The following is a 24,537-nucleotide window of genomic DNA, read 5'->3' as shown; positions in this document are numbered from 1 at the left end:
GCACAGGCAAATATGATTTATCGAAAGGAGGAAGGGCGATTCCTCCCTGGCTTTCGCTATCACGGCGAAGCCTAGGGTTCCTCGCCCGAACGTGATGAAAGTTGCGATTGCTTCTGACCATGGTGGAGTTCGCATTCGTGAGGAAATTAAAGCACTGTTGGATGAAATGGGAATCGAGTACACCGATTTCGGCTGCGATTGCGAAACATCGGTCGATTATCCGGATTACGCGCTCCCTGTCGCGGAAAAAGTGGCGCGCGGCGAATTTGACCGCGGCATTTTGATTTGCGGCACCGGCATCGGCATGACGATCGCCGCCAATAAGGTAAAAGGAGTGCGCTGCGCCCTTTGCCATGACGTCTACAGCGCCAAACTGACGCGCATGCATAACGACAGCAACATCCTCGCGATGGGCGAGCGCGTCATCGGGCCGGGATTGGCACGCGAAATTGCCAAAGCGTGGCTCGAAACGGAATTTGAAGGCGGCCGCCACGCGCGGCGGATCGGCAAAATCGCCGAGTATGAAAACGGACGCTAAGAAACGGTCGAGGCTTGGCTGTTTGGGCGGAATGAGCGGGCGTTTGCAGCGCGCCCGAAGAGAAGGAGGGGGAACATGGACGCACGATTGACCGAATGGCAGCAGCAATGGCAAACGATTTTGCGCGAATTTCGCCGGCAGGCGCCGCTTGGCCGCGGCCAGATCGCGGTGGTCGGCTGCAGCACGAGCGAAGTGCTCGGTGAACGAATCGGCACCGCCGGGTCGACGGATGTGGCAGCCATGTTGTTTGCTGAACTTGATGCATGGCGGCGCGAAACGGGGATCGAGCTCGCCTTTCAATGTTGCGAACATTTGAATCGGGCGCTCGTCGTCGAACGGGAAACGGCGCGTGTCCATGGCCTCGAGATCGTGTCCGTCATCCCAGTGCCGCAAGCGGGCGGAGCGATGGCCGCGTATGCCTACCGGCAGCTGGAAGATCCCGTTGTTGTCGAAGCGGTCCGCGCCGATGCCGGCATCGATATCGGGCATACGTTGATCGGCATGCATCTAAAACCGGTCGCCGTCCCAGTGCGTGTTTCGGTGAAACATGTCGGCCATGCGTACGTCACGCTGGCGAAGACGCGGCCAAAGCTGATCGGTGGCGCCCGCGCCGTCTATACGTTAGAAAACCCGAACAATTTCTGTTCTTTCTAACAATTTCATTCATTTTTCCTTTGAACTTGCCTAGCTGAAGCTGATAAAATAAAAACGAATATTCACTGATTTCGCATAAGGGGGAGCTATTGATGAACTACTTGCCACAACAAGATCCGCAAGTGTTTGCGGCCATTGAGCAAGAGCGGAAACGGCAGCATGCCAAGATTGAGCTCATCGCCTCGGAAAACTTTGTCAGCCGCGCGGTGATGGAAGCGCAAGGATCGGTGCTGACGAACAAATACGCGGAAGGCTATCCGGGCCGCCGCTATTATGGCGGCTGCGAGTACGTCGACATCGTCGAAGAGTTGGCGCGCGAGCGGGCGAAGCAATTGTTCGGGGCGGAGCATGCGAACGTCCAGCCGCATTCGGGGGCGCAGGCGAACATGGCCGTCTATTTCACCGTCCTGAAACCCGGCGACACGGTGCTTGGCATGAATTTGTCGCACGGCGGCCATTTGACGCACGGCAGTCCAGTCAACTTCAGCGGTGTGCAATACAACTTTGTCGCATACGGCGTCGACCCGGAAACCCATGTCATCGATTATGACGACGTGCGCGAGAAAGCGCGCCTTCATCGGCCGAAGCTGATCGTCGCCGGCGCGAGCGCCTATCCGCGCATTATCGATTTCGCCAAATTCCGGGAAATCGCCGATGAAGTCGGCGCCTATTTAATGGTCGACATGGCCCATATTGCCGGTCTTGTTGCGGCAGGTCTCCATCCGAACCCGGTGCCGTACGCCCATTTCGTCACGACGACGACGCATAAAACGTTGCGCGGCCCGCGCGGCGGGATGATTTTATGCCAAGAACAGTTTGCGAAACAAATCGATAAATCGATCTTCCCTGGCATTCAAGGCGGGCCGCTGATGCATGTCATTGCCGCCAAGGCGGTGGCGTTCGGCGAAGCGTTGCAGGACGACTTTAAAGCGTACGCGAAGCGCGTTGTCGATAACGCCAAACGGCTTGCCTCCGCCCTGCAAAACGAAGGGTTCACCCTCGTATCCGGCGGCACGGACAACCATTTATTGCTTGTCGATTTGCGCCCGCAGCAGCTGACCGGAAAAACGGCGGAAAAAGTGTTGGATGAAGTTGGCATTACAGTGAATAAAAACACCATTCCGTACGATCCGGAAAGCCCGTTTGTCACGAGCGGCATCCGCATCGGCACGGCTGCGGTGACGACGCGCGGCTTCGGCCTCGAAGAAATGGACGAAATCGCCGCCATTATTGGTCTTGTGCTGAAAAACACGGACAATGAACAGGCGCTTGAAGAAGCGCGCCGACGCGTCGCGGCTTTAACGGAAAAATTCCCGCTCTACCAAGACTAAAAATGGGGCAAATGAAAGCATACCGCCGCATCAGCCTGGCGGTATGCCTTTTTCATTCGTTCGCCAGTTGAACAGGCGCTCGTTTTCCAGTAGAATGTATAGAAGTGTACCGCATACATACGGAAGAGGAGATGACTTATGGGAAAAGTGTATGTGTTTGACCATCCGCTCATCCAGCATAAATTGACGTATATTCGCGACAAGCACACCGGCACGAAAGAGTTTCGCGAGCTGGTTGATGAAGTGGCGACGTTGATGGCGTTTGAAATTACGCGCGATCTGCCGCTTGAGGAAGTCGAGATCGAAACCCCCGTCAGCAAAGCGAAAGCGAAAGTGATTGCCGGCAAAAAGCTCGGCGTCATCCCGATTTTGCGCGCCGGCATCGGCATGGTCGACGGCATCTTGAAGCTCATCCCGGCAGCGAAAGTCGGCCATATCGGCTTGTATCGCGATCCGGAAACGTTAAAGCCGGTCGAATACTACGTCAAACTGCCGAGCGATGTTGAGGAGCGCGACTTCATCATCGTCGACCCGATGCTCGCGACCGGCGGCTCGGCGGTGGCGGCGATCGAAGCGCTGAAAAAGCGAGGGGCAAAAAGCATTAAGTTCATGTGCCTCATCGCCGCGCCGGAAGGGGTTAAAGCGGTGGAAACCGCGCACCCGGATGTGGACATTTACATCGCTGCCCTTGATGAGCGGCTGAACGACCACGGCTATATCGTCCCCGGCCTCGGCGACGCCGGCGACCGGTTGTTTGGCACGAAATAACCCGAAGCAGGCCGTTGCCTGTACGGTCGAAAGAGGGGGCCGCGTCCAAACGGAGCCCCTCTTTCGACATCGAAACAGGGACGCGTCCAGAGTGAGTCGGTTGCTGTAGGCAGGGAAGTGTCCAAAAACAAAAATATATCATTATACACCATTTTTGTGAAAAGAAAATGAGAAATTGTCACAAATTATTAATATTTGCTCTGTGTGAATGATGTTTTATGTGGGAACACATTGACATTGACCAAGCGGTATTGTATGCTTACAAGGGGTAGATTGAGAAGGCTTTCACTGTCGGAAATGATCTCTGGTCTAAACGGGCGAGGTATGGTAACCATTATGAAAAAAAATAACCGTCATCCTTTTCGGGCCATCGGCTTGATGTCAGCGATCACATCACAGCTAGTCGGCTGTACATTAGTTGGTTTATTTGGCGGCAGATGGGTTGACCGACAATTGGACAGTGAACCGCTTTTCCTTGTTATTGGTTTGTTGCTCGGCTTAGCAGCGGGAGTGTTCGCCACGCTGAAAACAATTCGGCGTTTTTTTGGGGAATAAGAAGCAATGATTGATAGGATCATAAAACGAATACAAAAGCAATCGTCGGTGCTAATGGTGGGTTATGCGGTAGGATGGATATTGACCAGTTATGAAGCGTGGTTTTTTAGTTTGCTCATTGGAACAGCAACAGGGCTGTACAGCATTCGCTTGCTGGCCCGGCGTGTCATAAAAGCAGGAGAAGCGATGGCCGAGGGACGGCGCCCTCCTTCGCTTGGGACCATGATTCGATTTGCGCTGGCTGCCGCCGTTGCGCTGTTTGTGTCCCGGTATCCCCAACATTTGTCCGTTATGCCGGTCGTCATCGGCTTGGCCACCCCATATATCCTATTGGTAGCAAATCATTTTTTACATAATGACTAATCAGCTGTGTAGAAAGCGAGGTGAGTATTGGTGGATCATAAGGCGCCGCTTTACGAACTGTTTGGCCTTACATTTAACTTGGCCAACGTATTAATGGTGACCATCACCTGTGTCATCGTGCTGGTTATCGCCATTGCGGCGACGCGCAACCTTTCCATGAAACCAACAGGCTTGCAAAACTTTTTGGAGTGGGTTGTCGATTTTGTGAAAGGAATTATCAAAAGCAACATGGACTGGGAGACAGGGGGACGCTTCCATTTACTTGGCTTAACGTTGATCATGTATGTATTTGTCGCTAATATGTTAGGTCTTCCATTTTCTGTCGTTGTCCATGATGAACTATGGTGGAAATCACCGACGGCTGACCCGGCCATTACATTGGCGCTGGCCATGATGGTTGTAGCCCTTTCCCACTATTATGGCATTAAGTTGCGCGGCGTTTCCGAGTATTTAAAAGGTTTTACGAGCCCAATGTGGTTTATGTTTCCTCTTAAAATCATTGAAGAGTTTGCCAACACATTGACGCTCGGTCTTCGTCTTTATGGAAACATTTTTGCCGGCGAAATTTTGCTTGCATTGCTTGTCGGCGGCTTGGCTACAGGTGTTGGCGGAACGATCGCCGCGATCATTCCGACGATGGTATGGCAGGCGTTCAGTATTTTCGTCGGGGCTATTCAAGCGTTTATTTTTACAATGTTGACAATGGTTTATATGGCGCATAAAGTCAGCCATGACCATTAATGATAATATTTTTTTTAAATATCAACTTTTGATCAATAAGGAGGATTTCACAGATGGGTGTATTAGCTGCAGCAATCGCTATTGGTCTTGCCGCGCTCGGCGCGGGTATCGGCAACGGTTTAATCGTTTCTCGTACAGTTGAAGGAATTGCACGCCAGCCGGAAGCTCGCGGCATGTTGCAAACGACAATGTTTATCGGGGTTGCGCTTGTTGAGGCGATTCCGATCATCGCGGTGGTTATCGCGTTTATGGTGCAAGGACAATAACGGATGAGGAGCGCTTGTTAACGGAATGTTAACAAGCGCCTTCCACAACATGGAAGATTAAAAAATAAATGGCGAAGATTAGTTGGAAACCTTCGCCATTGCTTTATGTATATGTATCAGTTTTTGTATATTCACCTAATGCATAGCTGCGCGAAAGGAATGTCCGGTCAGGAGATAAGGCCGAAAGGAGTGAACGAAACATGTTGGCACCAGGACAAACATGGGCGCTCGGCGCAACTGCTGGGGCGGTCAATAGCGGGGACATCATTTTTCAGCTTGTCGCTTTCATTTTGCTGATGATTTTGCTCCGCAAGTTTGCATGGGGACCGCTTATGGGCGTCATGAAACAGCGCGAGGAGCATATCGCGAACGAAATCGACCAAGCGGAAAAACGCCGCCAAGAAGCGGAAAAACTGCTGGCAGAGCAGCGTGAACTGATGAAGCAATCGCGTCAAGAAGCGCAAGCGCTCATCGAAAATGCGCGCAAGCTTGCCGAAGAGCAGAAAGAACAAATCGTCGCCTCGGCCCGTGCGGAAGCGGAACGGGTAAAAGAAACGGCGAAACAAGAAATCGAGCGCGAAAAAGAACAGGCAATGGCCGCGCTCCGCGAACAAGTGGCGTCGTTGTCTGTCTTCATCGCCTCGAAAGTGATTGAAAAAGAGTTGACCGAGCAAGATCAACGCAAGCTGATCGAAGCGTACATTAAAGATGTGCAAGAGGTAGGAGGAGCGCGATGAACCAAGAAGTGATCGCCAAACGGTATGCATCCGCTTTGTTCCAAATCGCGCTCGAACAACAGCAGCTTGACCGGATCGAGGAAGACGTCCGCGCCGTACGCCAAGCGTTGGCGGAAAACGGCGAGTTTTTATCGCTTCTTTCCAACCCGAATCTTTCTTTAGAAAAGAAAAAAGCGCTTGTTCGTGAAGTGTTCGCCGGCGTTTCTGCTCCGGTGCAAAACACGCTTTTGCTTCTTCTTGAGCGCCATCGCTTCGGCCTTGTGCCTGAACTGGCCGACCAGTTTATCGCCCTTGCCAACGATGCGCGCGGCATCGCTGAAGCGATCGCCTATTCGGCGCGCCCGTTGACGGACGAAGAACTGCAGGCGCTTTCTGACGTGTTTGCCAAAAAGGTTGGCAAAGCAACGCTCCACATTGAAAATATCGTCGACCCGGAACTGATTGGCGGCGTGAAGCTGCGCATCGGCAACCGCATTTATGACGGCAGCGTCAGCGGGCAGCTTGAACGGATTCAGCGGCAGCTCATTGGTTAACATTTGGAGACAGGGGTGAAAGGCATGAGCATTAGAGCGGAAGAAATCAGCGCGCTCATTAAGCAGCAGATTGAAAACTACGAATCGCAAATCCAAGTGAGCGATGTCGGCACCGTCATCCAAATCGGCGACGGGATCGCGCGCGCTCATGGGCTTGATAACGTCATGTCCGGCGAGCTTGTTGAATTTGCCAACGGCGTGATGGGCATGGCGCTCAACTTGGAAGAAAACAACGTCGGGATTGTTATTTTAGGGCCGTATACCGGCATCAAAGAAGGAGACGAAGTGCGCCGTACGGGCCGGATCATGGAAGTGCCGGTCGGGGAGGCGCTCATCGGCCGCGTTGTCAACCCGCTCGGCCAGCCTGTCGATGGCTTAGGCCCGGTGGAAACGACCGAAACGCGCCCGATCGAGAGCCCGGCGCCGGGCGTTATGGACCGGAGATCGGTGCATGAGCCGCTGCAAACCGGGATTAAAGCGATCGACGCGCTCGTGCCGATCGGCCGCGGCCAGCGCGAGCTCATCATCGGCGACCGGCAAACGGGGAAAACGTCCGTCGCCATTGACACGATCATCAACCAAAAAGACCAAAACATGATTTGTATTTATGTCGCCATCGGGCAAAAAGAATCGACGGTCCGCACCGTTGTCGAAACGCTCCGCAAACACGGCGCGCTCGACTATACGATCGTCGTCACCGCTTCGGCGTCGCAGCCGGCTCCGCTTTTGTTCTTGGCGCCGTATGCCGGTGTGGCGATGGGCGAGTATTTCATGTATAAAGGCCAACACGTGTTAGTGGTCTATGACGATTTATCGAAACAAGCCGCGGCATACCGTGAATTGTCGCTCTTGCTTCGCCGTCCGCCGGGCCGTGAAGCGTATCCGGGGGATATTTTCTACTTGCACTCCCGCCTGCTTGAGCGCGCAGCGAAATTGAGCGATGCCAAAGGCGGCGGTTCCTTGACCGCGCTTCCGTTCGTCGAAACGCAAGCGGGCGATATTTCCGCGTACATTCCGACGAACGTCATCTCGATTACGGACGGGCAAATTTTCTTGCAATCGGACTTGTTCTTCTCCGGCGTCCGCCCAGCGATCAACGCAGGGTTGTCCGTTTCGCGCGTCGGTGGGGCAGCGCAAATCAAAGCGATGAAAAAAGTAGCCGGGACGCTCCGTTTGGACTTGGCCGCTTACCGTGAGCTCGAAGCGTTCGCCCAATTCGGCTCCGACCTCGATAAAGCGACGCAGGCGAAGCTCGCCCGCGGGGCGCGCACGGTCGAAGTGCTGAAGCAAGATTTGCATCAGCCGATTCCGGTCGAAAAACAAGTGTTGATCATCTATGCATTGACGCGCGGCTTTTTGGACGACATTCCGGTTGAAGATGTGCGCCGTTTCGAGAAAGAGTTTTACTTGTGGCTCGACCAAAACGGCCAACACTTGCTTGAGCACATCCGCACGACGAAAGATCTTCCGAACGAAGACGATCTCAATCAAGCGATCGAAGCGTTCAAGAAAACGTTTGTCGTTTCACAATAAGGCCGGCGGGGGCATATCGCCCCCTCATGCCTGTTAGAACCCGTGCAGCAAAAAGGTGGTGAAACCTTTGGCATCGTTACGCGATATTAAAACGCGCATCAATGCGACGAAGAAGACAAGCCAAATTACAAAAGCGATGGAAATGGTCTCGACGTCGAAGCTGAACCGAGCGGAGCAAAACGCGAAATCGTTCGTTCCATATATGGAGAAGATTCAAGAAGTCGTGGCCAACGTCGCGCTTGGCGCCGGGGGGGCTTCGCATCCGATGCTCGTTTCGCGCCCGGTGAAAAAGACCGGGTATCTCGTGATCACGTCGGATCGCGGTCTGGCTGGCGCGTACAACAGCAACGTGCTGCGCCTCGTGTACCAAACGATCCAAAAACGCCATGCTTCTCCGGACGAATATGCGATCATCGTCATCGGCCGCGTCGGGTTGAGCTTTTTCCGCAAGCGGAACATGCCGGTCATTCTCGACATCACGCGCTTGCCGGACCAGCCGTCGTTTGCTGATATTAAAGAAATCGCCCGCAAAACGGTTGGGTTATTCGCCGACGGTACGTTTGACGAGCTGTATATGTATTACAACCATTACGTGAGCGCGATCCAGCAAGAGGTGACGGAACGGAAGCTTCTGCCGCTCACTGACTTGGCGGAGAATAAGCAGCGCACGGTGTACGAATTTGAACCGTCGCAAGAAGAAATTTTGGACGTTTTGTTGCCGCAGTATGCGGAAAGCCTCATTTACGGCGCATTGCTCGATGCAAAAGCAAGCGAACACGCCGCCCGCATGACGGCGATGAAGAACGCAACGGACAATGCGAACGAGCTCATTCGCACATTGACGCTTTCCTACAACCGCGCTCGCCAAGCGGCGATTACGCAAGAAATTACGGAAATTGTCGCCGGAGCAAACGCCTTGCAATAGCGGACTAGCAAGTTAGGAGGGAAAACGATGACAAGAGGACGCGTTATCCAAGTCATGGGTCCGGTTGTAGACGTCAAGTTTGAGAACGGCCACTTGCCGGCGATCTACAACGCCCTGAAAATTCAACATCAAGCGCGCAACGAAAACGAAGTCGACATCGACTTGACATTGGAAGTCGCCTTGCACCTTGGCGATGATACAGTACGGACGATCGCGATGGCGTCCACAGACGGCCTCATCCGCGGCATGGAAGTCATCGATACCGGTGCACCGATTTCGGTGCCGGTCGGCGAAGTGACGCTTGGCCGCGTGTTCAACGTCTTGGGAGAGCCGATCGACCTCGAAGGCGACATTCCGGCTGACGCCCGCCGCGACCCGATTCACCGTCCGGCGCCAAAATTCGAGGAATTGGCGACCGAAGTCGAAATTTTGGAAACGGGGATTAAAGTCGTTGACTTGCTTGCCCCGTATATTAAAGGCGGAAAAATCGGTTTGTTCGGCGGCGCTGGCGTAGGAAAAACGGTCTTGATCCAAGAGCTCATCCACAACATCGCCCAAGAGCACGGCGGGATTTCCGTCTTTGCTGGCGTCGGCGAACGGACGCGCGAAGGGAACGACTTGTACCATGAAATGAAAGATTCCGGCGTCATCAGCAAAACGGCCATGGTGTTCGGACAAATGAATGAGCCGCCGGGGGCGCGGATGCGCGTCGCCTTGACCGGCTTGACGATGGCCGAATACTTCCGTGATGAACAAGGCCAAGACGTGTTGCTCTTTATCGATAACATCTTCCGTTTCACGCAGGCCGGTTCGGAAGTGTCGGCGTTGTTAGGCCGCATGCCGTCGGCTGTTGGTTACCAACCGACATTGGCGACGGAGATGGGTCAATTGCAAGAGCGGATCACGTCGACGGCGAAAGGATCGATCACCTCGATTCAAGCGATTTACGTCCCGGCCGACGACTATACGGACCCGGCTCCGGCCACGACGTTCTCGCACTTGGATGCGACGACGAACTTGGAGCGGAAGCTCGCGGAGATGGGGATTTATCCGGCCGTTGACCCGCTCGCTTCGACATCGCGTGCGTTGGCGCCGGAAATCGTCGGCGAGGAGCACTACCAAGTCGCCCGCAAAGTGCAGCAAACGCTGCAACGTTATAAAGAATTGCAAGACATCATCGCCATCTTGGGGATGGATGAACTGTCTGATGAAGACAAACTCGTCGTCCACCGCGCCCGCCGCATCCAGTTCTTCTTGTCGCAAAACTTCCACGTGGCGGAGCAGTTCACGGGCCAACCGGGCTCCTACGTGCCGGTGAAAGAAACAGTGCGCGGCTTTAAAGAAATTTTGGAAGGCAAATACGACCATCTTCCGGAAGATGCGTTCCGCTTAGTCGGCCGCATTGAAGAAGTCGTTGAAAAAGCGAAAGCGATGGGTGTCGAAGTGTGACCCGGGATAGGGGGATTGGACAATGAAAACGATCCACGTGAGCGTCGTTACTCCTGATGGCCCGGTGTACGAAGACGATGTTGAGATGGTCAGCGTCAAAGCGAAAAGCGGCGAGCTCGGCATTTTGCCGGGGCACATTCCGCTTGTCGCCCCGCTCGAGATCAGCGCGGCCCGGCTGAAAAAAGGCGGCAAAACGCAATACATTGCCGTCAGCGGCGGCTTTTTGGAAGTCCGCCCGGACAACGTGACGATTTTGGCTCAAGCTGCTGAACGGGCGGAGGACATTGACGTCCTCCGCGCCAAAGCGGCGAAAGAGCGGGCGGAGCGCCGCCTGCAAAGCCAGCAGGATGACATCGACTTCAAGCGGGCCGAACTGGCGTTAAAACGCGCCTTGAACCGCTTGAATGTAGCGGAAATGAAGTAAGCAGAGGAGCGGATGTTCCTCTGCTTTTTTTATTGCCAGATCACTTGAAGCCGCGGCTTTCTTCTCTGCGTTGCGGTCTTTCTGCAAGCCGAAACATGCGTCATTCCTCGTCCTTTCCTCCTTTCCCCTTTGAGGCGGCAACGATCAAGGGGCATCATTGCAGCCATGGCATTGGCATCATACTCCGCAGAGCTTTGCCATCATGTTGATAGAGATAACCCGAAGTTTTGCTGACACGGCTGGATATAAATGTTATAATGAAATCGAAGGAATTATTGAAAAATTTCATCATTAACACCATACGTATGTAGTAAACCGGAAGGGGGGCGAGCGTGTTGAGCAACGTCTATGCGAACAGTTATTTGATTATTTTCGTCTTCCTTTGCCTCGGGGTGCTGCTGCCGATCGGGGCGCTTGCGGTTGGACGCTTGTTGCGGCCGCATGTGCCGGACGAGGCGAAGGCAACGACCTATGAAAGCGGTAACATACCCTTTCACGACTCGCGCATCCAGTTTCAAGTCCGCTATTATTTATTTGCCTTGCTATTTGTGATTTTTGACGTCGAGACGGTGTTTTTATATCCTTGGGCGGTTGTTTACGACCAGCTCGGCCTGTTTGCCTTGATTGAAATGGTGATCTTCATCTTCTTGCTTGCCATTGGTTTGATCTACGCTTGGAAAAAGAAGGTGTTACGATGGATGTAAAATGGGATGGCTTCTCGCAAGCGGAAATGGAAGAAGTGAAGCGCAACGTTTTTTTGACGACGCTCGAGCAGTTAAAAGGGTGGGCGCGCAGCAATTCGCTCTGGCCGCTGACGTTCGGCCTTGCCTGTTGCGCGATTGAGATGATGGCGGTCGGCGGCGCCCATTACGATCTCGACCGGTTTGGCTCGTTTTTCCGCGCCTCGCCGCGGCAATCAGACGTCATGATCGTCTCGGGAACGGTGACGAAAAAAATGGCGCCGCTGTTGCGCCGGTTGTACGAGCAAATGCCGGAGCCGAAATGGGTGATCGCCATGGGTTCGTGTGCAACAGCCGGCGGGCCGTATGTGAAATCATACAGCGTCGTCAAAGGGGTTGACCAAATCGTCCCAGTTGACGTGTACATACCTGGCTGTCCGCCAAACCCTGCGGCGCTCATTTACGGCATTCATAAATTAAAAGAAAAAATTCGCCTTGAAGCCAAAACAGGGAAGAAGGTGTTGTAACCGATGGATGAGGAAAAAGATTTGGCCCAGCGAAAAAGAGAAGCGGCGGAACGGGCGAAGCAGTTGGCGCGCGAAAAGCTCGCCGCCAGGCAAGCAACTGAACAAGCCAAGTCATCCGACAGCGTCCCTGACGACGGTGTGAAAGCGCCTTCGGATTTGTCCACCCAACCGGCAAACAAAGAGACGGATGCAGCGCAGCCGGCATCAGCTGAAGATCTCGCAGCAGCGAAAAAACGAGCAGCGGAGGAAGCGCGGGCGAGGGCGGCGGAACTGCGTCGTCAGCGCGAGGCGGCGTCGGGAGCGGGGGCCGGGGACGACCTTGAGGCGGCGAAGAAGAAAGCGGCGGAAGAAGCGCGGGCGAAAGCGGCCGAACTGCGTCGTCAGCGCGAGGCGGCGGAAAGCGGTGCGGAGGATGATCTTGAGTTGGCGAAGAAAAAGGCAGCTGCGGCCGCGAAGGCGAGAGCTGCTGCATTAGCCAAACAAAAAGCCGCTGAAGCGTCGGGCGACGATGACGAGCTAGCCAAGCAAAAAGCGGCCGCCGCGGCGAAAGCAAAAGCTGCGGCCGCGGCAAAAGCGCGGGCGGCGGCCTTGGCGAAGCAACAAGGCGGCGCTGGCGATGAGGGGGCGAAACAAAAAGCGGCAGCGGCTGCCCGGGCGAAGGCCGCAGCCGCTGGGGAGGATGGCGGGGCGGCGAAGCCATCTGCTTCATCGCCGAACGATCCGCTGCTGCAAAAATATGTCCGGATCATTGAGGAACATCTCGGGCCGGATGTGCTCGAAGACGCGTATATCAACCGGCTGGCGAAAGACGTGCCGACGCTTGTCGTGAAAAAAGAGGCGTACTACAAAGTAGCCGAGTTTTTAAAATACAATGAACAGCTCCGGTTTGACTACTTGTCCGAGCTGCACGGAACCGATTTTCAGACGCACATGGAAGTGTACGTCCATTTGTATTCCTATCCGAACCGGCAGCCGGTGGCGTTGAAAGTCAAAATCGAGCGCGACAACCCGGAAGTCGATTCGCTCGTCCCGCTTTGGCCGGGGGCGAACTGGCCGGAGTGTGAGGCGTACGATTTGCTTGGCATCCGTTTCCGCGGACACCCGAACTTGATTCGAATCTTCCTCGGCGAACAATGGGTCGGGCATCCGTTGCGCAAAGATTACGAGCCGTATGATGCGGAGGTGTAGATGATGCTGCGCACAGAAGAAATGATTTTAAACGTCGGCCCTCAGCATCCGAGCACGCACGGGGTGTTCCGCCTCATTTTAAAAATTGACGGCGAGATCATTCAAGAGGCGACGCCGGTCATCGGCTACTTGCATCGAGGGACGGAAAAAATCGCCGAAGGGCTGCAATACACGCAAATCATCCCGTACACCGACCGGATGGACTACTTGTCGGCGATGACGAACAACTATGTGCTTTGCCATGCGGTCGAAACGATGATGGGCATTGAAGTGCCGGAGCGGGCCGAGTATTTGCGCGTTCTTGCGATGGAGCTCGGGCGGATCGCCAGCCACCTCGTTTGGTGGGGGACGTATTTGCTCGATCTTGGTGCGACAAGCCCGTTTTTGTACGCATTCCGCGAACGCGAAATGATTATTAATCTATTAAATGAGCTGTCCGGGGCGCGGCTGACGTTCAACTACATGCGCATCGGCGGCGTTAAATGGGACGCGCCGGACGGCTGGATCGACAAAGTGAAGCAGTTTGTCCCGTACATGCGGGAGAAATTGGCCGGCTACCACGACCTCGTCACCGGCAATGAAATTTTCCGCGAGCGCGTAACAGGCGTCGGGCGGTATACGAAAGAAGAAGCGATCAGCTATTCGCTCAGCGGCGTCAACTTGCGGTCGACCGGCGTCAAATGGGATTTGCGCAAAGATGAACCGTATTCAATCTATGACCGCTTTGAGTTTGATGTGCCGGTGCGCGAGGGCGGCGACTGCCTTGCCCGCTATGAATGCCGGATGGCGGAAATTGAGCAGTCGCTTCGCATCATCGAGCAGGCGTGCGAGCAATTTCCGCCTGAGGGGCCGATCATGGGAAAAGTGCCCCGCATCATTAAAGCGCCGCCGGGCGAGACGTTCGTCCGCATCGAGGCGCCGCGCGGCGAGATCGGCTGCTATATTGCGAGCGACGGCAAAAAGGAGCCGTACCGCCTCAAATTCCGGCGTCCGTCGTTTTACAATCTGCAAATACTCCCGAAGTTGCTCAAAGGGCAAAACTTGGCCAATGTCATTGCCATTCTCGGGTCGATTGACATTGTGCTCGGGGAGGTCGATGGATGATGGAGCAATGGCTTGAATCGACGCCAAGTTGGTCGAACATCGCCCTGTTTTTCGGGCTTGGGGCGTTGCTTTTGGCGGTCGTGCTCGGGTTTGTCACATACGGCATTTTGGCCGAGCGGAAAGTGATGGGGTTTATGCAAGGGCGCATCGGCCCAAACCAAGTCGGCGGCCGCTTCGGACTGTTGCAAACCGTTGCCGATGTGTTGAAGCTGCTTTTGAAAGAGGATACGATCCCGAAAGCAGCCGACCGTCCGCTGTACGTGTTGGCGCCGATCATCGCCTTTACGCCGTCGTTTATGGTGCTGGCGGTATTGCCGTTTACCGATTCGTTCCGGTTCGCCGATATCGGCGTCGGCCTTCTGTATTATATCGCTGTCTCCGGCTTGACGACCATCGGCGTTGTCGCCGGCGGCTGGGCGTCGAACAACAAATACGCTCTGCTTGGCGGCATGCGCGCGGCGGCGCAAATGATTTCGTATGAAATTCCGCTCGTCATGTCAGCGCTTGGCGTCGTGCTTTTGGCCGGAAGCATGAACTTAGTGGACATTGTGAAAGCGCAAGACGATCTATGGTTCATTTTCGCCCAACCGCTCGCCTTTTTGATTTTCTTTGTGGCAGCGGTGGCGGAATTGAACCGGACGCCGTTTGACTTGCCGGAGGCGGAGTCCGAGCTTGTCGCAGGGTTTCATGTTGAATATTCAGGATTCCGATGGGCGTTTTTCATGCTTGCCGAGTATGTGTACATGTTTGCCATGGCGGCGCTTGTGACGATTTTGTTTCTCGGCGGCTGGCATCCGGTCGCGTTTCTCGGCTGGATTCCCGGAGCGGTTTGGTTTGCGTTGAAATTTTGTGCAGTTGTTTTCGTCCTCATTTGGTTTCGGGCGACGTTTCCGCGCGTGCGCGCCGACCAGCTGATGGAGTTCGCCTGGAAAGTGTTGCTTCCGCTTTCGCTCGTCAACATTGTGCTGACGGCGCTGATCAAGTCGTGGTTTTTCTAAGAGGTTGGTGATTTAGTACAAAATACTGCTAGCTCCACCTGTTTCTCAATTAGAGAAAAACTGTGGAATCAGCCTTCTTTTTTGGCGAAATGCCGTTGATTTGCTCGTAACAGCAGTTTGTCACCGGCCTTCTAAATCGAAAAGTGGACGAGGCCCAATCCGGCTTAGGCAAGGAGGCAGCCGCGCTGATGTGCATGGCCGCCCTGCGCTTTAGGGGACGGTTATGCCGGAACGCCATGTTCCCATGAGAGGGGGAGACCGATGATCGGATTAATGAAAGGATTGGCGTATACGTTAAAAGAGTTGACGCGTGAAAAAGTGACGTACGATTACCCGCACGAACCGCTCCCGCTCCCGGACCGGTTTCGCGGCATTCAAAAATTTTATCCGGAAAAATGCATCGTCTGCAACCAATGCGTGAACATTTGCCCGACCGAATGCATCCAGCTGACTGGGAAGAAGCATCCGGATCCGACGAAAAAAGGAAAAGTGATTGAGACGTACAATATTAACTTCGAAATTTGCATTTTGTGCGACTTATGCACTGAAGTGTGTCCGACGGAAGCGATCGTCATGACAAACAACTTCGAGCTCGCCGAATACAGCCGCGATGCGTTGTACAAAGATTTGGCCTGGCTGGATGAAAACGATACGAACGTAAGAAGGGAGAATAAGCCGTGAGCGGAACCGACATCGCCTTTTTCCTGCTCGCCCTCGCGGCGATTGCCGGCGGGGTGACGATGCTCCAGCTGACGAACGTCGTCCATATGGTCATCGCCCTCGTCATGACATTTGTAGGCATTGCCGGGCTGTACGTGCTGTTGTCCGCCGAATTTGTCGCTGTTGTGCAAGTGCTTATCTATTCCGGAGCCATCACGATCATCATGCTGTTTGCCATCATGTTGACGCGCCATCACACAGACGAAAGGGAGCGCCAAACGACCGGCGGCGTCTGGCATCGGGCTGTTGCCGCCATCTCGGTTATCGCCTTTGGCCTTGCCGTCTACTTCGGCATCCGCCAGCTCGACTTCGGCGCTGACGGCAGCGCGCTTTCGGGCGACAACGCGAAGGCGATCGGCAAGTCGCTTTACTCGTATTATACGATTCCGTTTGAAATCGTGTCCGTCATTTTGCTCGTCGCCTTGGTCGGGGCGATTGTGCTGGCGAAAAAAGACGGCAAGGAGGCGGGGGACGAATGACGTTATCGGCTTACTTGGCGTTGGCGCTCATCTTGTTTTGCATCGGCTTGTATGGGGCGCTGACGAAGCGAAATACGGTCATTGTGCTCATATGTATTGAACTGATGTTAAACGCGGTCAACCTCAATTTCGTGGCTTTTGCCAAATACGGCCCCCATCCCGGCGTTCACGGGCATGTATTCGCGCTGTTTGCGATCGCCGTGGCGGCGGCGGAAGCAGCCGTTGGCTTGGCGGCGCTCATCGCTTTTTACCGCAACCGGAAGACGGTTCAAGTCGATGAAGCCAATTCATTGAAACATTAGAAAAGGGGATGGGGAACGATGATGAACCTAGCTTGGGTTGTGCCGCTCTTCCCGCTTTGTTCATTTGTCTTGCTGCTGTTGTTTGGGCGGAAATGGAAGAAAGCGAGCGCCTATGTCGGCATCGCGGCTACGTTGCTGTCGATGTTGGCGGCCATTGGTGTGCTCGCCGACCGCCTCGGCGGGACGACGCATGAGGTGAATTGGACATGGATGACCGTCGGCGACGTGACGCTCACAGCCGGGGTTTCCGTTACGGCGTTAAACGCCTGGATGCTCGCAGTCGTCGCGGTTGTCAGCTGGCTCGTCCATATTTATTCGCAAGGGTATATGGCGGGAGACGAGCGGTTTTCGACCTTTTATGCGTACTTAGGGCTGTTTACGTTTGCGATGCTTGGGCTTGTGCTGTCGCCGAATTTGCTGCAGGCGTACATCTTTTGGGAGCTCGTCGGGCTTGGATCGTTTTTGCTGATCGGTTTTTACTTCTATAAGGAAGAAGCAAAAGCGGCGGCGAAAAAAGCGTTCATCATGACGCGCATCGGCGACGTTGGCTTTTTTATCGGCATGATGTTGCTCTTTTGGCAAACGCACAGCTTTGATTACGATGACATTTTCCGCGCCGTCGGCGACGGCACGCTGTCGCCGGGGATGACGACGCTCGCTGTGATCTTGATTTTCATCGGCGCCATCGGCAAATCGGGGCAATTTCCGCTCCATACATGGCTTCCAGACGCGATGGAAGGCCCGACGCCGGTGTCGGCGCTCATCCACGCTGCGACGATGGTGGCGGCCGGTGTGTACCTTGTGGCGGCATTGTTTCCGCTGTATGAGGCAAGCCATGCAGCCATGATGACCGTGGCGACGATCGGCGGGGTGACGGCCATTTTTGCCGCGACGATCGGATTGGTGCAGACGGATATTAAGCGCGTTCTCGCCTATTCGACCGTCAGCCAGCTCGGTTATATGATGTTGGCGCTTGGCGCCGGCAGCTATGTCGCGGCCATCTTCCATTTGACGACGCATGCGTTCTTTAAAGCGCTCCTCTTTTTGGCCGCCGGGAGCGTCATTCATGCCGTCCGTACGCAAAACATCGAGGAAATGGGCGGACTTTGGCAGCGGCTGCCATGGACCGCGCCGCTATTCCTCATTGGGGCGCTGTCGATCAGCGGGGTTCCGCTGTTTGCCGGCTTTTTCAGCAAGGACGAAATTTTGGCCGCCGCCTGGACGAACGGGCCGCGCCTCCTCTTTTGGCTCGCGGTTGCGGCCGCATTGTTGACGTCGTTTTATATGTTCCGGCTCTTTTTCCTCGTCTTTGCCGGGCCGGCGCGTCATCAAGGCGAGGCACATGAAGCGCCGGCGTCCATGGTCGGGCCGATGGCGGTGCTCGGCGTGCTGTCGGTCGCTTCTGGGTACATTCAAACGCCGTGGTTCGGTTCGTTTCTCGGCGAGTGGCTGACGGACGGATCCTACCATCATGAAGCGGCGCCAGGATGGATCGCGGTGGTGGCGACCATTGTGTCGCTCGCCGGGATTTTCCTTGCCTGGCTCATGTATGGGAAGCGGGCAGTGCCGCGCGACTGGCTGTCGGCGCGCGCTCCGCACACGTATGAATTGTTGCGCCATCGCTATTACATCGATGAACTATACCGGTGGACGATTGTGGCGTTCGTGTCATTCGTTAGCCGCCTGCTTGCGTATGTCGACCGCTTCCTTGTAGAAGGGCTCGCCCGGCTTGCCGCCGGCATTGTCGGCGCGGCCGCCTCGGCTGGGTCGCGCGGGCAAAACGGGCAGGCGCAGACGTATGGGGCGGTGACGGTGGCCGGATTGGCGATTTTGGTCGTCATCTTCGCGTTGACAGGGGGAGACTGGCTATGATCTTTTTATCGCTGCTTGTCTTTTCACCGCTGTTAGGCATCCTTTTATTAGCGTTTGTCCGCAAAACGGATACGAAAACGATTCAATGGCTCGGAACCGCCGCCACCGTGCCGCCGCTCTTTTTGGCGCTGTTTGCCTTCATCCAGTCGGGGCGCGGCTTTCGCCTTGAGCAGCTCGATGAGGCGCACGATTGGGTGCGGCTTGCCAACCTTCCGTTTTTAACGGATGCAGCGTATGTGATCCGCTATGAGCTCAGCATCGATGGGCTGTCGCTTGTGTTTCTCGTCTTGACCGCCGTGTTGGCGACTTTGGCGGCTGCCGCGTCCTTGTTGGTCAAAGCGGAGAAAAAAGGATATTTTATGTGGCTGCTCGCATTGGAGATCGGCATGCTCGGCGTATTTGCAGCCGCCAATTTCATCTGGTTTTTCCTCTTCCTCGAAGTGACGCTTGTCGCCATGTTTTTGCTCGTCGGCAAATGGGGCGGGTTTGAGCGCGAACGGGCGGCCTACGGCTACTTGGTGTATAACGGGCTCGGCTCGGCGCTGCTGCTTGTTGTGATCGCCGTCCTTGTCGCCCGCACCGGGACCGCAAACTTCGCGTTGCTCCGTGAGATGTTACATAACCCGGTCGCTCAAGGGCAGCTGATCGCCCCGCTCACCGAAGAGGGGCGGCATTGGCTGCTTGGCGGGCTGTTGTTGGCGTTTGCCGTCAAGCTGCCGGCCGTTCCGCTTCACCGCTGGCTCATTCGCGTGCACGTCGAAGCGCCGCCGCCGGTCGTCATGCTTCACGCCGGGGTGCTGTTGAAGATTGCGGCGTACGGGATGATCCGCTTCGGGATCGGCTTGTTTCCGGACGAGTTTCGCACGTTTGCTGGCGCCATCGCGGTGGTGGGAGTCATAAACGTATTGTACGGCGCGCTGTTGGCGCTCCGGCAGAGCGAGTTGAAACATGTGCTCGCCTATTCAAGCGTGTCGCACATGGGCGTGGTGCTCGTCGGACTCGGGGCGCTCAATGAAGCCGGCATCCAAGGAGCGGTCTTTCAATCGGTCGCCCACGGGCTGATCGCCGCCTTGTCGTTTTTGCTCGTTGGCATTCTCACGGAGCGGATGCGGACGACCGAACTGAACCGCCTTGGAGGGCTGACGAAAGCGATGCCGGTCTTTTCCGGGTACTTGTTAACCGCCGCGCTCGCCTTGCTCGGCTTGCCGGGCCTTGCCGGATTTGTCGGCGAATTCACCGCTTTTCTCGGGCTGTTTGCCACGAAGCCGGCGTTGGCGGCCGCCGGGGCGCTCGGACTGATTTTTGCCGCCGTCTATTCGCTGCGGGCCGTGCTTGAGATTACGTTCGGCCGCACTCGTGAGCCGCAGGCGCCCAGTTTGCGTGAAGCGCAAAGGGATGCTGCCGACTTGCGCGCAAAAGAAGCCGTGCCAGCGTTCATCCTCGTCGCCTTGATTGTGGCGGTTGGCGTCTATCCGCAGCTGTTGGCGGCGCCGCTCGCCGCCGCGCTTGAGACGATGATGAACGGATTAGGAGGTTGATCGATATGAACGACGTATGGCAGGCAGATTGGGGCATGATGGCGCCCGAATGGGTCATCCTTGCGGCGGCGGTTGTGCTGTTGTTGATCGATTTGGCGATGCCGAGCGAAAGAAGCCGCCGCCCGCTCGCCTGGGGCGCGGCGGCTACCGCTGTCATTGCGTTGGCGGCGACGGCGGCGATGATTCCGGCCGATCCGGTTTCGATTTTGCATGATACGTTCCGGCTCGATGGGTTTGCCAAGGCATTCAAGCTCATCCTGCTGGCTGGAGGAGCGCTCGCCTTGCTGCTGGTCGCCGATTGGGAGCCGAAAGAAGGCGGCCGCTACCGCGGCGAATTTGCCTACATGATGCTGTTTGCCTTGCTTGGGGCGATGATGGTGGCCTCAAGCGGCGATTTGTTGACACTGTTTGTCAGCATCGAGCTGCTTACGGTCTCGTCTTACATTTTGGCCGGTTTGCGCAAAACGGCAACGGCGTCCAACGAGGCGGCGCTCAAATACGTCATTAACGGCGGCATCGCCACCGCTATCATGCTGTTTGGCATGAGCTATGTGTTCGGTTTGACTGGAACGACAAACCTGGGCGACATTGCGCGCCGGCTGCAAGAGACGAACGAGCCGTACGTGCTCGGTTTCGCCTTTCTCCTTTTGTTGATCGGCGTTTCGTTTAAGCTGGCGACCGTTCCGTTTCATATGTGGGCGCCGGATGTATATGAAGGGGCGCCGGTTCCGGCGACAGCGTTTTTCAGCGTCGTGTCGAAAGCGGCGGGCTTCATCCTTTTGCTCCGCCTGTTTGTGACGATGTTTGCCGCCGCGCCGGCTGCCGGTCGGGATCCGTCGTCGCTCTTGTTGTCGATGCAGCCGGCGATCGCCGTTTTGGCCGGATTGACGATGATCGTCGGCAACGTTGTAGCGCTCCGGCAGCGGAGCCTAAAGCGGCTGCTCGCCTATTCAAGCATCGCCCACGCCGGCTACTTGCTCGCCGGGGTTGCCGCGATGTCGTGGGCGATGATCGATTCGCTTTGGATTTACTTGCTTGCTTATGTGTTTATGAATATCGGGGCATTTGCCATCGTGGCGCATATCGTTAACGAAACCGGCTCTGATGATTTAGCTGGGCTCGCTGGCTTATACCGACACCGTCCGCTTTTGGCCGCGGCGCTCGGGCTGTTTTTGCTCTCGCTCGCCGGCATTCCGGGGACGGCCGGCTTTATCGCCAAGCTCCATTTGTTCATCGGCCTTGTCGTCACCGAGCCGGGCCATTACGTGCTCGCGGCGGTGATGGCGGTGACGACGGTGATCTCGTATGTATACTACTTCAATTTGCTCGTTCAACTCTTTTTCCGTCCGGCTTCCCTCGCGCCGCTTGGCCGGCTGCCGGCCGGGCTGTCGGCCGCTGTCGTCGTATGCGCGCTCGGAACGCTGGCGATCGGCTGGATGCCGGGGCTTGCCTACGATGTGCTCGCCCAATTTGGGCATTTTGGCGATTTTTTGCCGTAACGGTACAATAAGGGGAGAGGGAACCCTCTCCTCTTTTTGGTTAAACAGAGGGGAAAGCGCCTCATCAAGAGGATGGGGGACGTTTGCATGATTTAGGAGGAGGTGGAGCGCGGTGATGCCCATCATCGGTCAACAGGCGCTGCTGTCGATTATCATTCATTTAGTGTTCATGGCGGTGACGTGGTGGACGCTGCAAGCTGTCCGGCTTGAAGTGCTTCTGAAGCCGAACCGCGTCGTCCAAGGGCGGCTGCTGTACATTTTATTGACGATTGCGATCGGCTCAACGGTTGCGAACTTTTTCCTCGACTATTGGGCATGGTCGACCGATTTGCCGTATTTGTTTCGCGACTAGCAGCGCCCCGTCCGCGGCAGGGCAGGCTTCATGCCGCCGACACGCTCGTTTTGGCCGCAACAGGCTATGCGATCGGCCGCGCGCTGCCGACGCATCTTCCATATGGCGCCATTGATCTGCATGGGTGGTCGGGTCTTTTTCGGCCGAGTGGACGATCCGTCCACTCTATTTTTATGCATGAAAACGATTTCAAAAATCGCCGGTTGTCGATTTTTTGGACGTATGTTCCCTGTCCTGGTGGCAACAATAACAAGTAAGGAGAGGAAGGGAACGAAGATGAGAAAAAACCGGATGAAATGGCTGTTGGCGCTCATGCTGGCCAGCCTGTTTTTCGCCGCCTGGCAATACCGGACGGAAGGCGCGCAGGGGGACGAATGGTCAAAACCGATGGAAACGATGGCGCACACGCTGGCGCAACACGGTGCTTCGCTTGGCCGCTGGGTCATTTACACAAGAGAGTATGCCCACGATATTCAAAATGATGCGGACTTTTTCAAAAAAATGGAGGAATTGAAACAAACATATCGTTCGTTTCACTGGTCGTTTGCCAAAAGCGGACATTGGCAAAAAGCGATCGGCAAAAACGAGCACGCCTTCTTCCAAGAACAAATCCAGCTCGTGATGACCGTCACAAACGGCACGCCGCAAACGTATATCCTCTATGAAGCAACGGGCCCCAAATGGAGCCGGATTGGGTGGAAAGAAGCAGCACGCCGCATTCAAATGAAGACGAACGGCCTATTTGTGAACGACCCTACATTTTATGCTTGTATTGAAGGCGAGTTCAATGGTAATATGAAAGGTGGTTTGTTCGATCAGGCTTCTCGGCTGGTGCGCGACTTTCAAGCGAAACCGGTCGAGTGGCTGCGGGAAGAGTCATTCGTTTCCCTGTCTGCATATACTGGGCAGTGGAAGAACGTTCTCCCGGCCGCCAAGCAACAGCCGATCAACCTGCAACTCGCCTTGAGGGAAAGATTGGGCGGCAAGACGCGCGTCGTTGTTGGAACCCCAATCATTACCATTGAATATTAATATAGAGAAATTGGACGCGGAGGGGAATACCTTGGAAAAGATCATCGTCCGTGGCGGAAACCGGTTGAGCGGCACCGTCAAAGTGGAAGGCGCAAAAAATGCCGTTTTGCCCGTCATTGCTGCCACCTTATTAGCGACAAAAGGAACTAGCACGATTCATGATGTGCCTGCTCTTTCCGATGTATATACAATCAGTGAGGTGCTCCGCTATTTAGGCGCCGATGTGCAAATCGCCGGCAATACGGTAACGGTCGATGCGACCGCTCCGCTGACGGTGGAAGCGCCGTTTGAATATGTGCGGAAAATGCGCGCTTCCGTGCTCGTCATGGGACCGCTGTTGGCCCGCAACGGCCGCGCCCGCGTCGCCTTGCCGGGTGGCTGTGCCATTGGTTCGCGCCCGATCGATCAACATTTAAAAGGATTTGAAGCAATGGGCGCCTCCGTGAAAGTCGGCAACGGCTTTATCGATGCAGAAGTGAACGGCCGTCTCCGCGGCTCCAAAGTATACTTGGACTTTCCAAGCGTTGGGGCAACGGAAAATATTATGATGGCCGCGGTGCTCGCGGAAGGTACAACTGTGATCGAAAACTGCGCCAAAGAGCCGGAAATTGTCGATTTGGCGAACTTTTTGAACGCGATGGGCGCCAAAGTGCGCGGCGCCGGGACCGGCACGATCCGCATCGAAGGGGTCGACGAGCTCGTCGGCACGTCCCACACCGTCATCCCGGATCGCATTGAAGCTGGCACCTTTATGGTGGCAGCCGCCATCACCGGCGGCAACGTCCTCGTGCAAGGAGCGGTTCCCGAGCATTTAAGTTCGCTCATTGCCAAAATGGAAGAAATGGGCGTGACGATTATCGAAGAAGAAAACGGTGTGCGCGTCATCGGTCCGGAAACGTTGAAAGCCGTCGACATTAAAACGATGCCATACCCAGGTTTTCCAACTGACATGCAATCGCAAATGATGGCGCTCCTGTTAAAAGCGGAAGGCACGAGCATGGTCACCGAGACCGTCTTTGAAAACCGCTTCATGCATGTGGAAGAATTCCGCCGGATGAACGCTGATATTAAAATTGAAGGGCGCTCTGTCATTATTAACGGTCCGTGCCAGCTGCAAGGCGCTGAAGTAGCGGCCACCGATTTGCGCGCTGCCGCCGCTTTGATTTTGGCTGGACTTGCGGCGGACGGCTACACGCGCGTGACCGAGCTTCGTCATCTTGACCGCGGCTATGTCCGCTTTCATGAAAAACTGGCCGCGCTCGGCGCTGACATTGAACGCGTTCGGGACGAAACAGAACAACTCGACCCGATCCAAGCGATCGAATGGAACGGATAATGGCGAAAAAACGACCGTGAACTGCTTGTTTCGGCGGGGAATGGTCGTTTTTTTTTTTGCATTCTCTCACGCCCAGACTTAAAAACGGGAATT

The 24,537-nt window shown here is 55.4% G+C and carries 28 protein-coding genes; all 28 read left to right on the top strand.

Going from position 1 to position 24,537, the window contains the following annotated elements:
* Window positions 1-94 precede the first annotated feature (94 nt).
* On the top strand, window positions 95-538 hold the full coding sequence (gene rpiB, locus CV944_RS04415; protein ID WP_033008391.1) for a ribose 5-phosphate isomerase B: 444 nt from the start codon (window positions 95-97) through the stop codon (window positions 536-538).
* Between the two features lie 75 nt (window positions 539-613).
* Window positions 614-1,192: a TIGR01440 family protein gene (locus CV944_RS04410; RefSeq protein ID WP_100663887.1), complete on the top strand. Its 579-nt coding sequence runs from the start codon at window positions 614-616 to the stop codon at window positions 1,190-1,192.
* A 92-nt stretch (window positions 1,193-1,284) separates the two neighbouring features.
* Complete coding sequence (gene glyA / locus CV944_RS04405; protein ID WP_033008387.1) at window positions 1,285-2,523, top strand: serine hydroxymethyltransferase; 1,239 nt, start codon at window positions 1,285-1,287, stop codon at window positions 2,521-2,523.
* A 138-nt stretch (window positions 2,524-2,661) separates the two neighbouring features.
* Complete coding sequence (gene upp, locus CV944_RS04400) at window positions 2,662-3,291, top strand: uracil phosphoribosyltransferase (protein WP_033008386.1); 630 nt, start codon at window positions 2,662-2,664, stop codon at window positions 3,289-3,291.
* A gap of 336 nt (window positions 3,292-3,627) precedes the next feature.
* Window positions 3,628-3,846, top strand: coding sequence for an AtpZ/AtpI family protein (locus CV944_RS04395; protein WP_033008425.1), 219 nt, complete (start codon window positions 3,628-3,630; stop codon window positions 3,844-3,846).
* Between the two features lie 6 nt (window positions 3,847-3,852).
* Complete coding sequence (locus tag CV944_RS04390; RefSeq protein ID WP_033008385.1) at window positions 3,853-4,209, top strand: ATP synthase subunit I; 357 nt, start codon at window positions 3,853-3,855, stop codon at window positions 4,207-4,209.
* 30 nt (window positions 4,210-4,239) lie between these two features.
* On the top strand, window positions 4,240-4,950 hold the full coding sequence (gene atpB, locus CV944_RS04385) for a F0F1 ATP synthase subunit A (RefSeq protein ID WP_033027747.1): 711 nt from the start codon (window positions 4,240-4,242) through the stop codon (window positions 4,948-4,950).
* A 53-nt stretch (window positions 4,951-5,003) separates the two neighbouring features.
* Window positions 5,004-5,216, top strand: coding sequence for a F0F1 ATP synthase subunit C (gene atpE / locus CV944_RS04380; RefSeq protein WP_033010834.1), 213 nt, complete (start codon window positions 5,004-5,006; stop codon window positions 5,214-5,216).
* A 200-nt stretch (window positions 5,217-5,416) separates the two neighbouring features.
* On the top strand, window positions 5,417-5,953 hold the full coding sequence (gene atpF, locus CV944_RS04375; RefSeq protein ID WP_033010833.1) for a F0F1 ATP synthase subunit B: 537 nt from the start codon (window positions 5,417-5,419) through the stop codon (window positions 5,951-5,953).
* Window positions 5,950-6,486 (top strand): F0F1 ATP synthase subunit delta, encoded by a 537-nt coding sequence (locus tag CV944_RS04370; protein WP_044745369.1) that lies wholly within the window; start codon window positions 5,950-5,952, stop codon window positions 6,484-6,486. The genes atpF and CV944_RS04370 overlap by 4 nt, the downstream gene beginning before the upstream one ends.
* Window positions 6,487-6,510: 24 nt before the next feature.
* Entirely contained in the window at window positions 6,511-8,019 is a 1,509-nt protein-coding gene (atpA, locus tag CV944_RS04365) for a F0F1 ATP synthase subunit alpha (RefSeq protein WP_044745368.1), read from the top strand.
* A 67-nt stretch (window positions 8,020-8,086) separates the two neighbouring features.
* Complete coding sequence (gene atpG, locus CV944_RS04360) at window positions 8,087-8,944, top strand: ATP synthase F1 subunit gamma (protein ID WP_011232826.1); 858 nt, start codon at window positions 8,087-8,089, stop codon at window positions 8,942-8,944.
* A gap of 27 nt (window positions 8,945-8,971) precedes the next feature.
* Window positions 8,972-10,393 carry a F0F1 ATP synthase subunit beta gene (atpD, locus tag CV944_RS04355; RefSeq protein ID WP_025039365.1) on the top strand — a complete coding sequence of 474 codons (1,422 nt, stop codon included), beginning with the start codon at window positions 8,972-8,974 and terminating at the stop codon, window positions 10,391-10,393.
* A 22-nt stretch (window positions 10,394-10,415) separates the two neighbouring features.
* Window positions 10,416-10,817, top strand: coding sequence for a F0F1 ATP synthase subunit epsilon (locus tag CV944_RS04350; protein ID WP_044745367.1), 402 nt, complete (start codon window positions 10,416-10,418; stop codon window positions 10,815-10,817).
* Window positions 10,818-11,152: 335 nt separating this feature from the next.
* Window positions 11,153-11,521 (top strand): NADH-quinone oxidoreductase subunit A, encoded by a 369-nt coding sequence (locus CV944_RS04345; RefSeq protein WP_033010835.1) that lies wholly within the window; start codon window positions 11,153-11,155, stop codon window positions 11,519-11,521.
* Window positions 11,512-12,024: a NuoB/complex I 20 kDa subunit family protein gene (locus CV944_RS04340; protein WP_050367976.1), complete on the top strand. Its 513-nt coding sequence runs from the start codon at window positions 11,512-11,514 to the stop codon at window positions 12,022-12,024. Before CV944_RS04345 ends, CV944_RS04340 begins: the two co-directional genes overlap by 10 nt.
* 3 nt (window positions 12,025-12,027) lie before the next feature.
* Window positions 12,028-13,212, top strand: coding sequence for an NADH-quinone oxidoreductase subunit C (locus CV944_RS04335; RefSeq protein WP_100663886.1), 1,185 nt, complete (start codon window positions 12,028-12,030; stop codon window positions 13,210-13,212).
* 3 nt (window positions 13,213-13,215) lie between these two features.
* On the top strand, window positions 13,216-14,316 hold the full coding sequence (locus CV944_RS04330) for an NADH-quinone oxidoreductase subunit D (protein WP_033011809.1): 1,101 nt from the start codon (window positions 13,216-13,218) through the stop codon (window positions 14,314-14,316).
* Window positions 14,313-15,314 (top strand): NADH-quinone oxidoreductase subunit NuoH, encoded by a 1,002-nt coding sequence (gene nuoH, locus CV944_RS04325; protein WP_094239352.1) that lies wholly within the window; start codon window positions 14,313-14,315, stop codon window positions 15,312-15,314. The genes CV944_RS04330 and nuoH overlap by 4 nt, the downstream gene beginning before the upstream one ends.
* Window positions 15,315-15,575: 261 nt before the next feature.
* Window positions 15,576-15,995 carry an NADH-quinone oxidoreductase subunit NuoI gene (gene nuoI / locus CV944_RS04320; RefSeq protein ID WP_025949605.1) on the top strand — a complete coding sequence of 140 codons (420 nt, stop codon included), beginning with the start codon at window positions 15,576-15,578 and terminating at the stop codon, window positions 15,993-15,995.
* A complete protein-coding gene (locus CV944_RS04315; protein ID WP_100659052.1) occupies window positions 15,992-16,513 on the top strand; it encodes an NADH-quinone oxidoreductase subunit J in 522 nt (173 codons plus the stop codon). The genes nuoI and CV944_RS04315 overlap by 4 nt, the downstream gene beginning before the upstream one ends.
* Window positions 16,510-16,815, top strand: coding sequence for an NADH-quinone oxidoreductase subunit NuoK (nuoK, locus tag CV944_RS04310; RefSeq protein ID WP_033011766.1), 306 nt, complete (start codon window positions 16,510-16,512; stop codon window positions 16,813-16,815). The genes CV944_RS04315 and nuoK overlap by 4 nt, the downstream gene beginning before the upstream one ends.
* Before the next feature lie 18 nt (window positions 16,816-16,833).
* Window positions 16,834-18,687, top strand: a complete 1,854-nt coding sequence (nuoL, locus tag CV944_RS04305) for an NADH-quinone oxidoreductase subunit L (RefSeq protein ID WP_100659051.1) — start codon at window positions 16,834-16,836, stop codon at window positions 18,685-18,687.
* Window positions 18,684-20,225 carry an NADH-quinone oxidoreductase subunit M gene (locus CV944_RS04300; RefSeq protein WP_063330497.1) on the top strand — a complete coding sequence of 514 codons (1,542 nt, stop codon included), beginning with the start codon at window positions 18,684-18,686 and terminating at the stop codon, window positions 20,223-20,225. The genes nuoL and CV944_RS04300 overlap by 4 nt, the downstream gene beginning before the upstream one ends.
* Window positions 20,226-20,230: 5 nt before the next feature.
* On the top strand, window positions 20,231-21,724 hold the full coding sequence (gene nuoN / locus CV944_RS04295; protein WP_100663885.1) for an NADH-quinone oxidoreductase subunit NuoN: 1,494 nt from the start codon (window positions 20,231-20,233) through the stop codon (window positions 21,722-21,724).
* Window positions 21,725-21,836: 112 nt separating this feature from the next.
* Entirely contained in the window at window positions 21,837-22,076 is a 240-nt protein-coding gene (locus CV944_RS04290; RefSeq protein WP_033011771.1) for a DUF1146 family protein, read from the top strand.
* A gap of 276 nt (window positions 22,077-22,352) precedes the next feature.
* Window positions 22,353-23,108, top strand: coding sequence for a YwmB family TATA-box binding protein (locus tag CV944_RS04285; RefSeq protein ID WP_100659049.1), 756 nt, complete (start codon window positions 22,353-22,355; stop codon window positions 23,106-23,108).
* 31 nt (window positions 23,109-23,139) lie between these two features.
* Window positions 23,140-24,444: a UDP-N-acetylglucosamine 1-carboxyvinyltransferase gene (murA, locus tag CV944_RS04280; RefSeq protein WP_100659048.1), complete on the top strand. Its 1,305-nt coding sequence runs from the start codon at window positions 23,140-23,142 to the stop codon at window positions 24,442-24,444.
* Window positions 24,445-24,537: the final 93 nt, after the last annotated feature.

The organism is Geobacillus sp. WSUCF-018B (assembly GCF_002809985.1).
In the GTDB taxonomy this organism is placed as follows: domain Bacteria; phylum Bacillota; class Bacilli; order Bacillales; family Anoxybacillaceae; genus Geobacillus; species Geobacillus thermophilus.
Note: the sequence above shows the minus strand (reverse complement) of the source record. Positions and strands in the feature narration are given on the sequence as shown.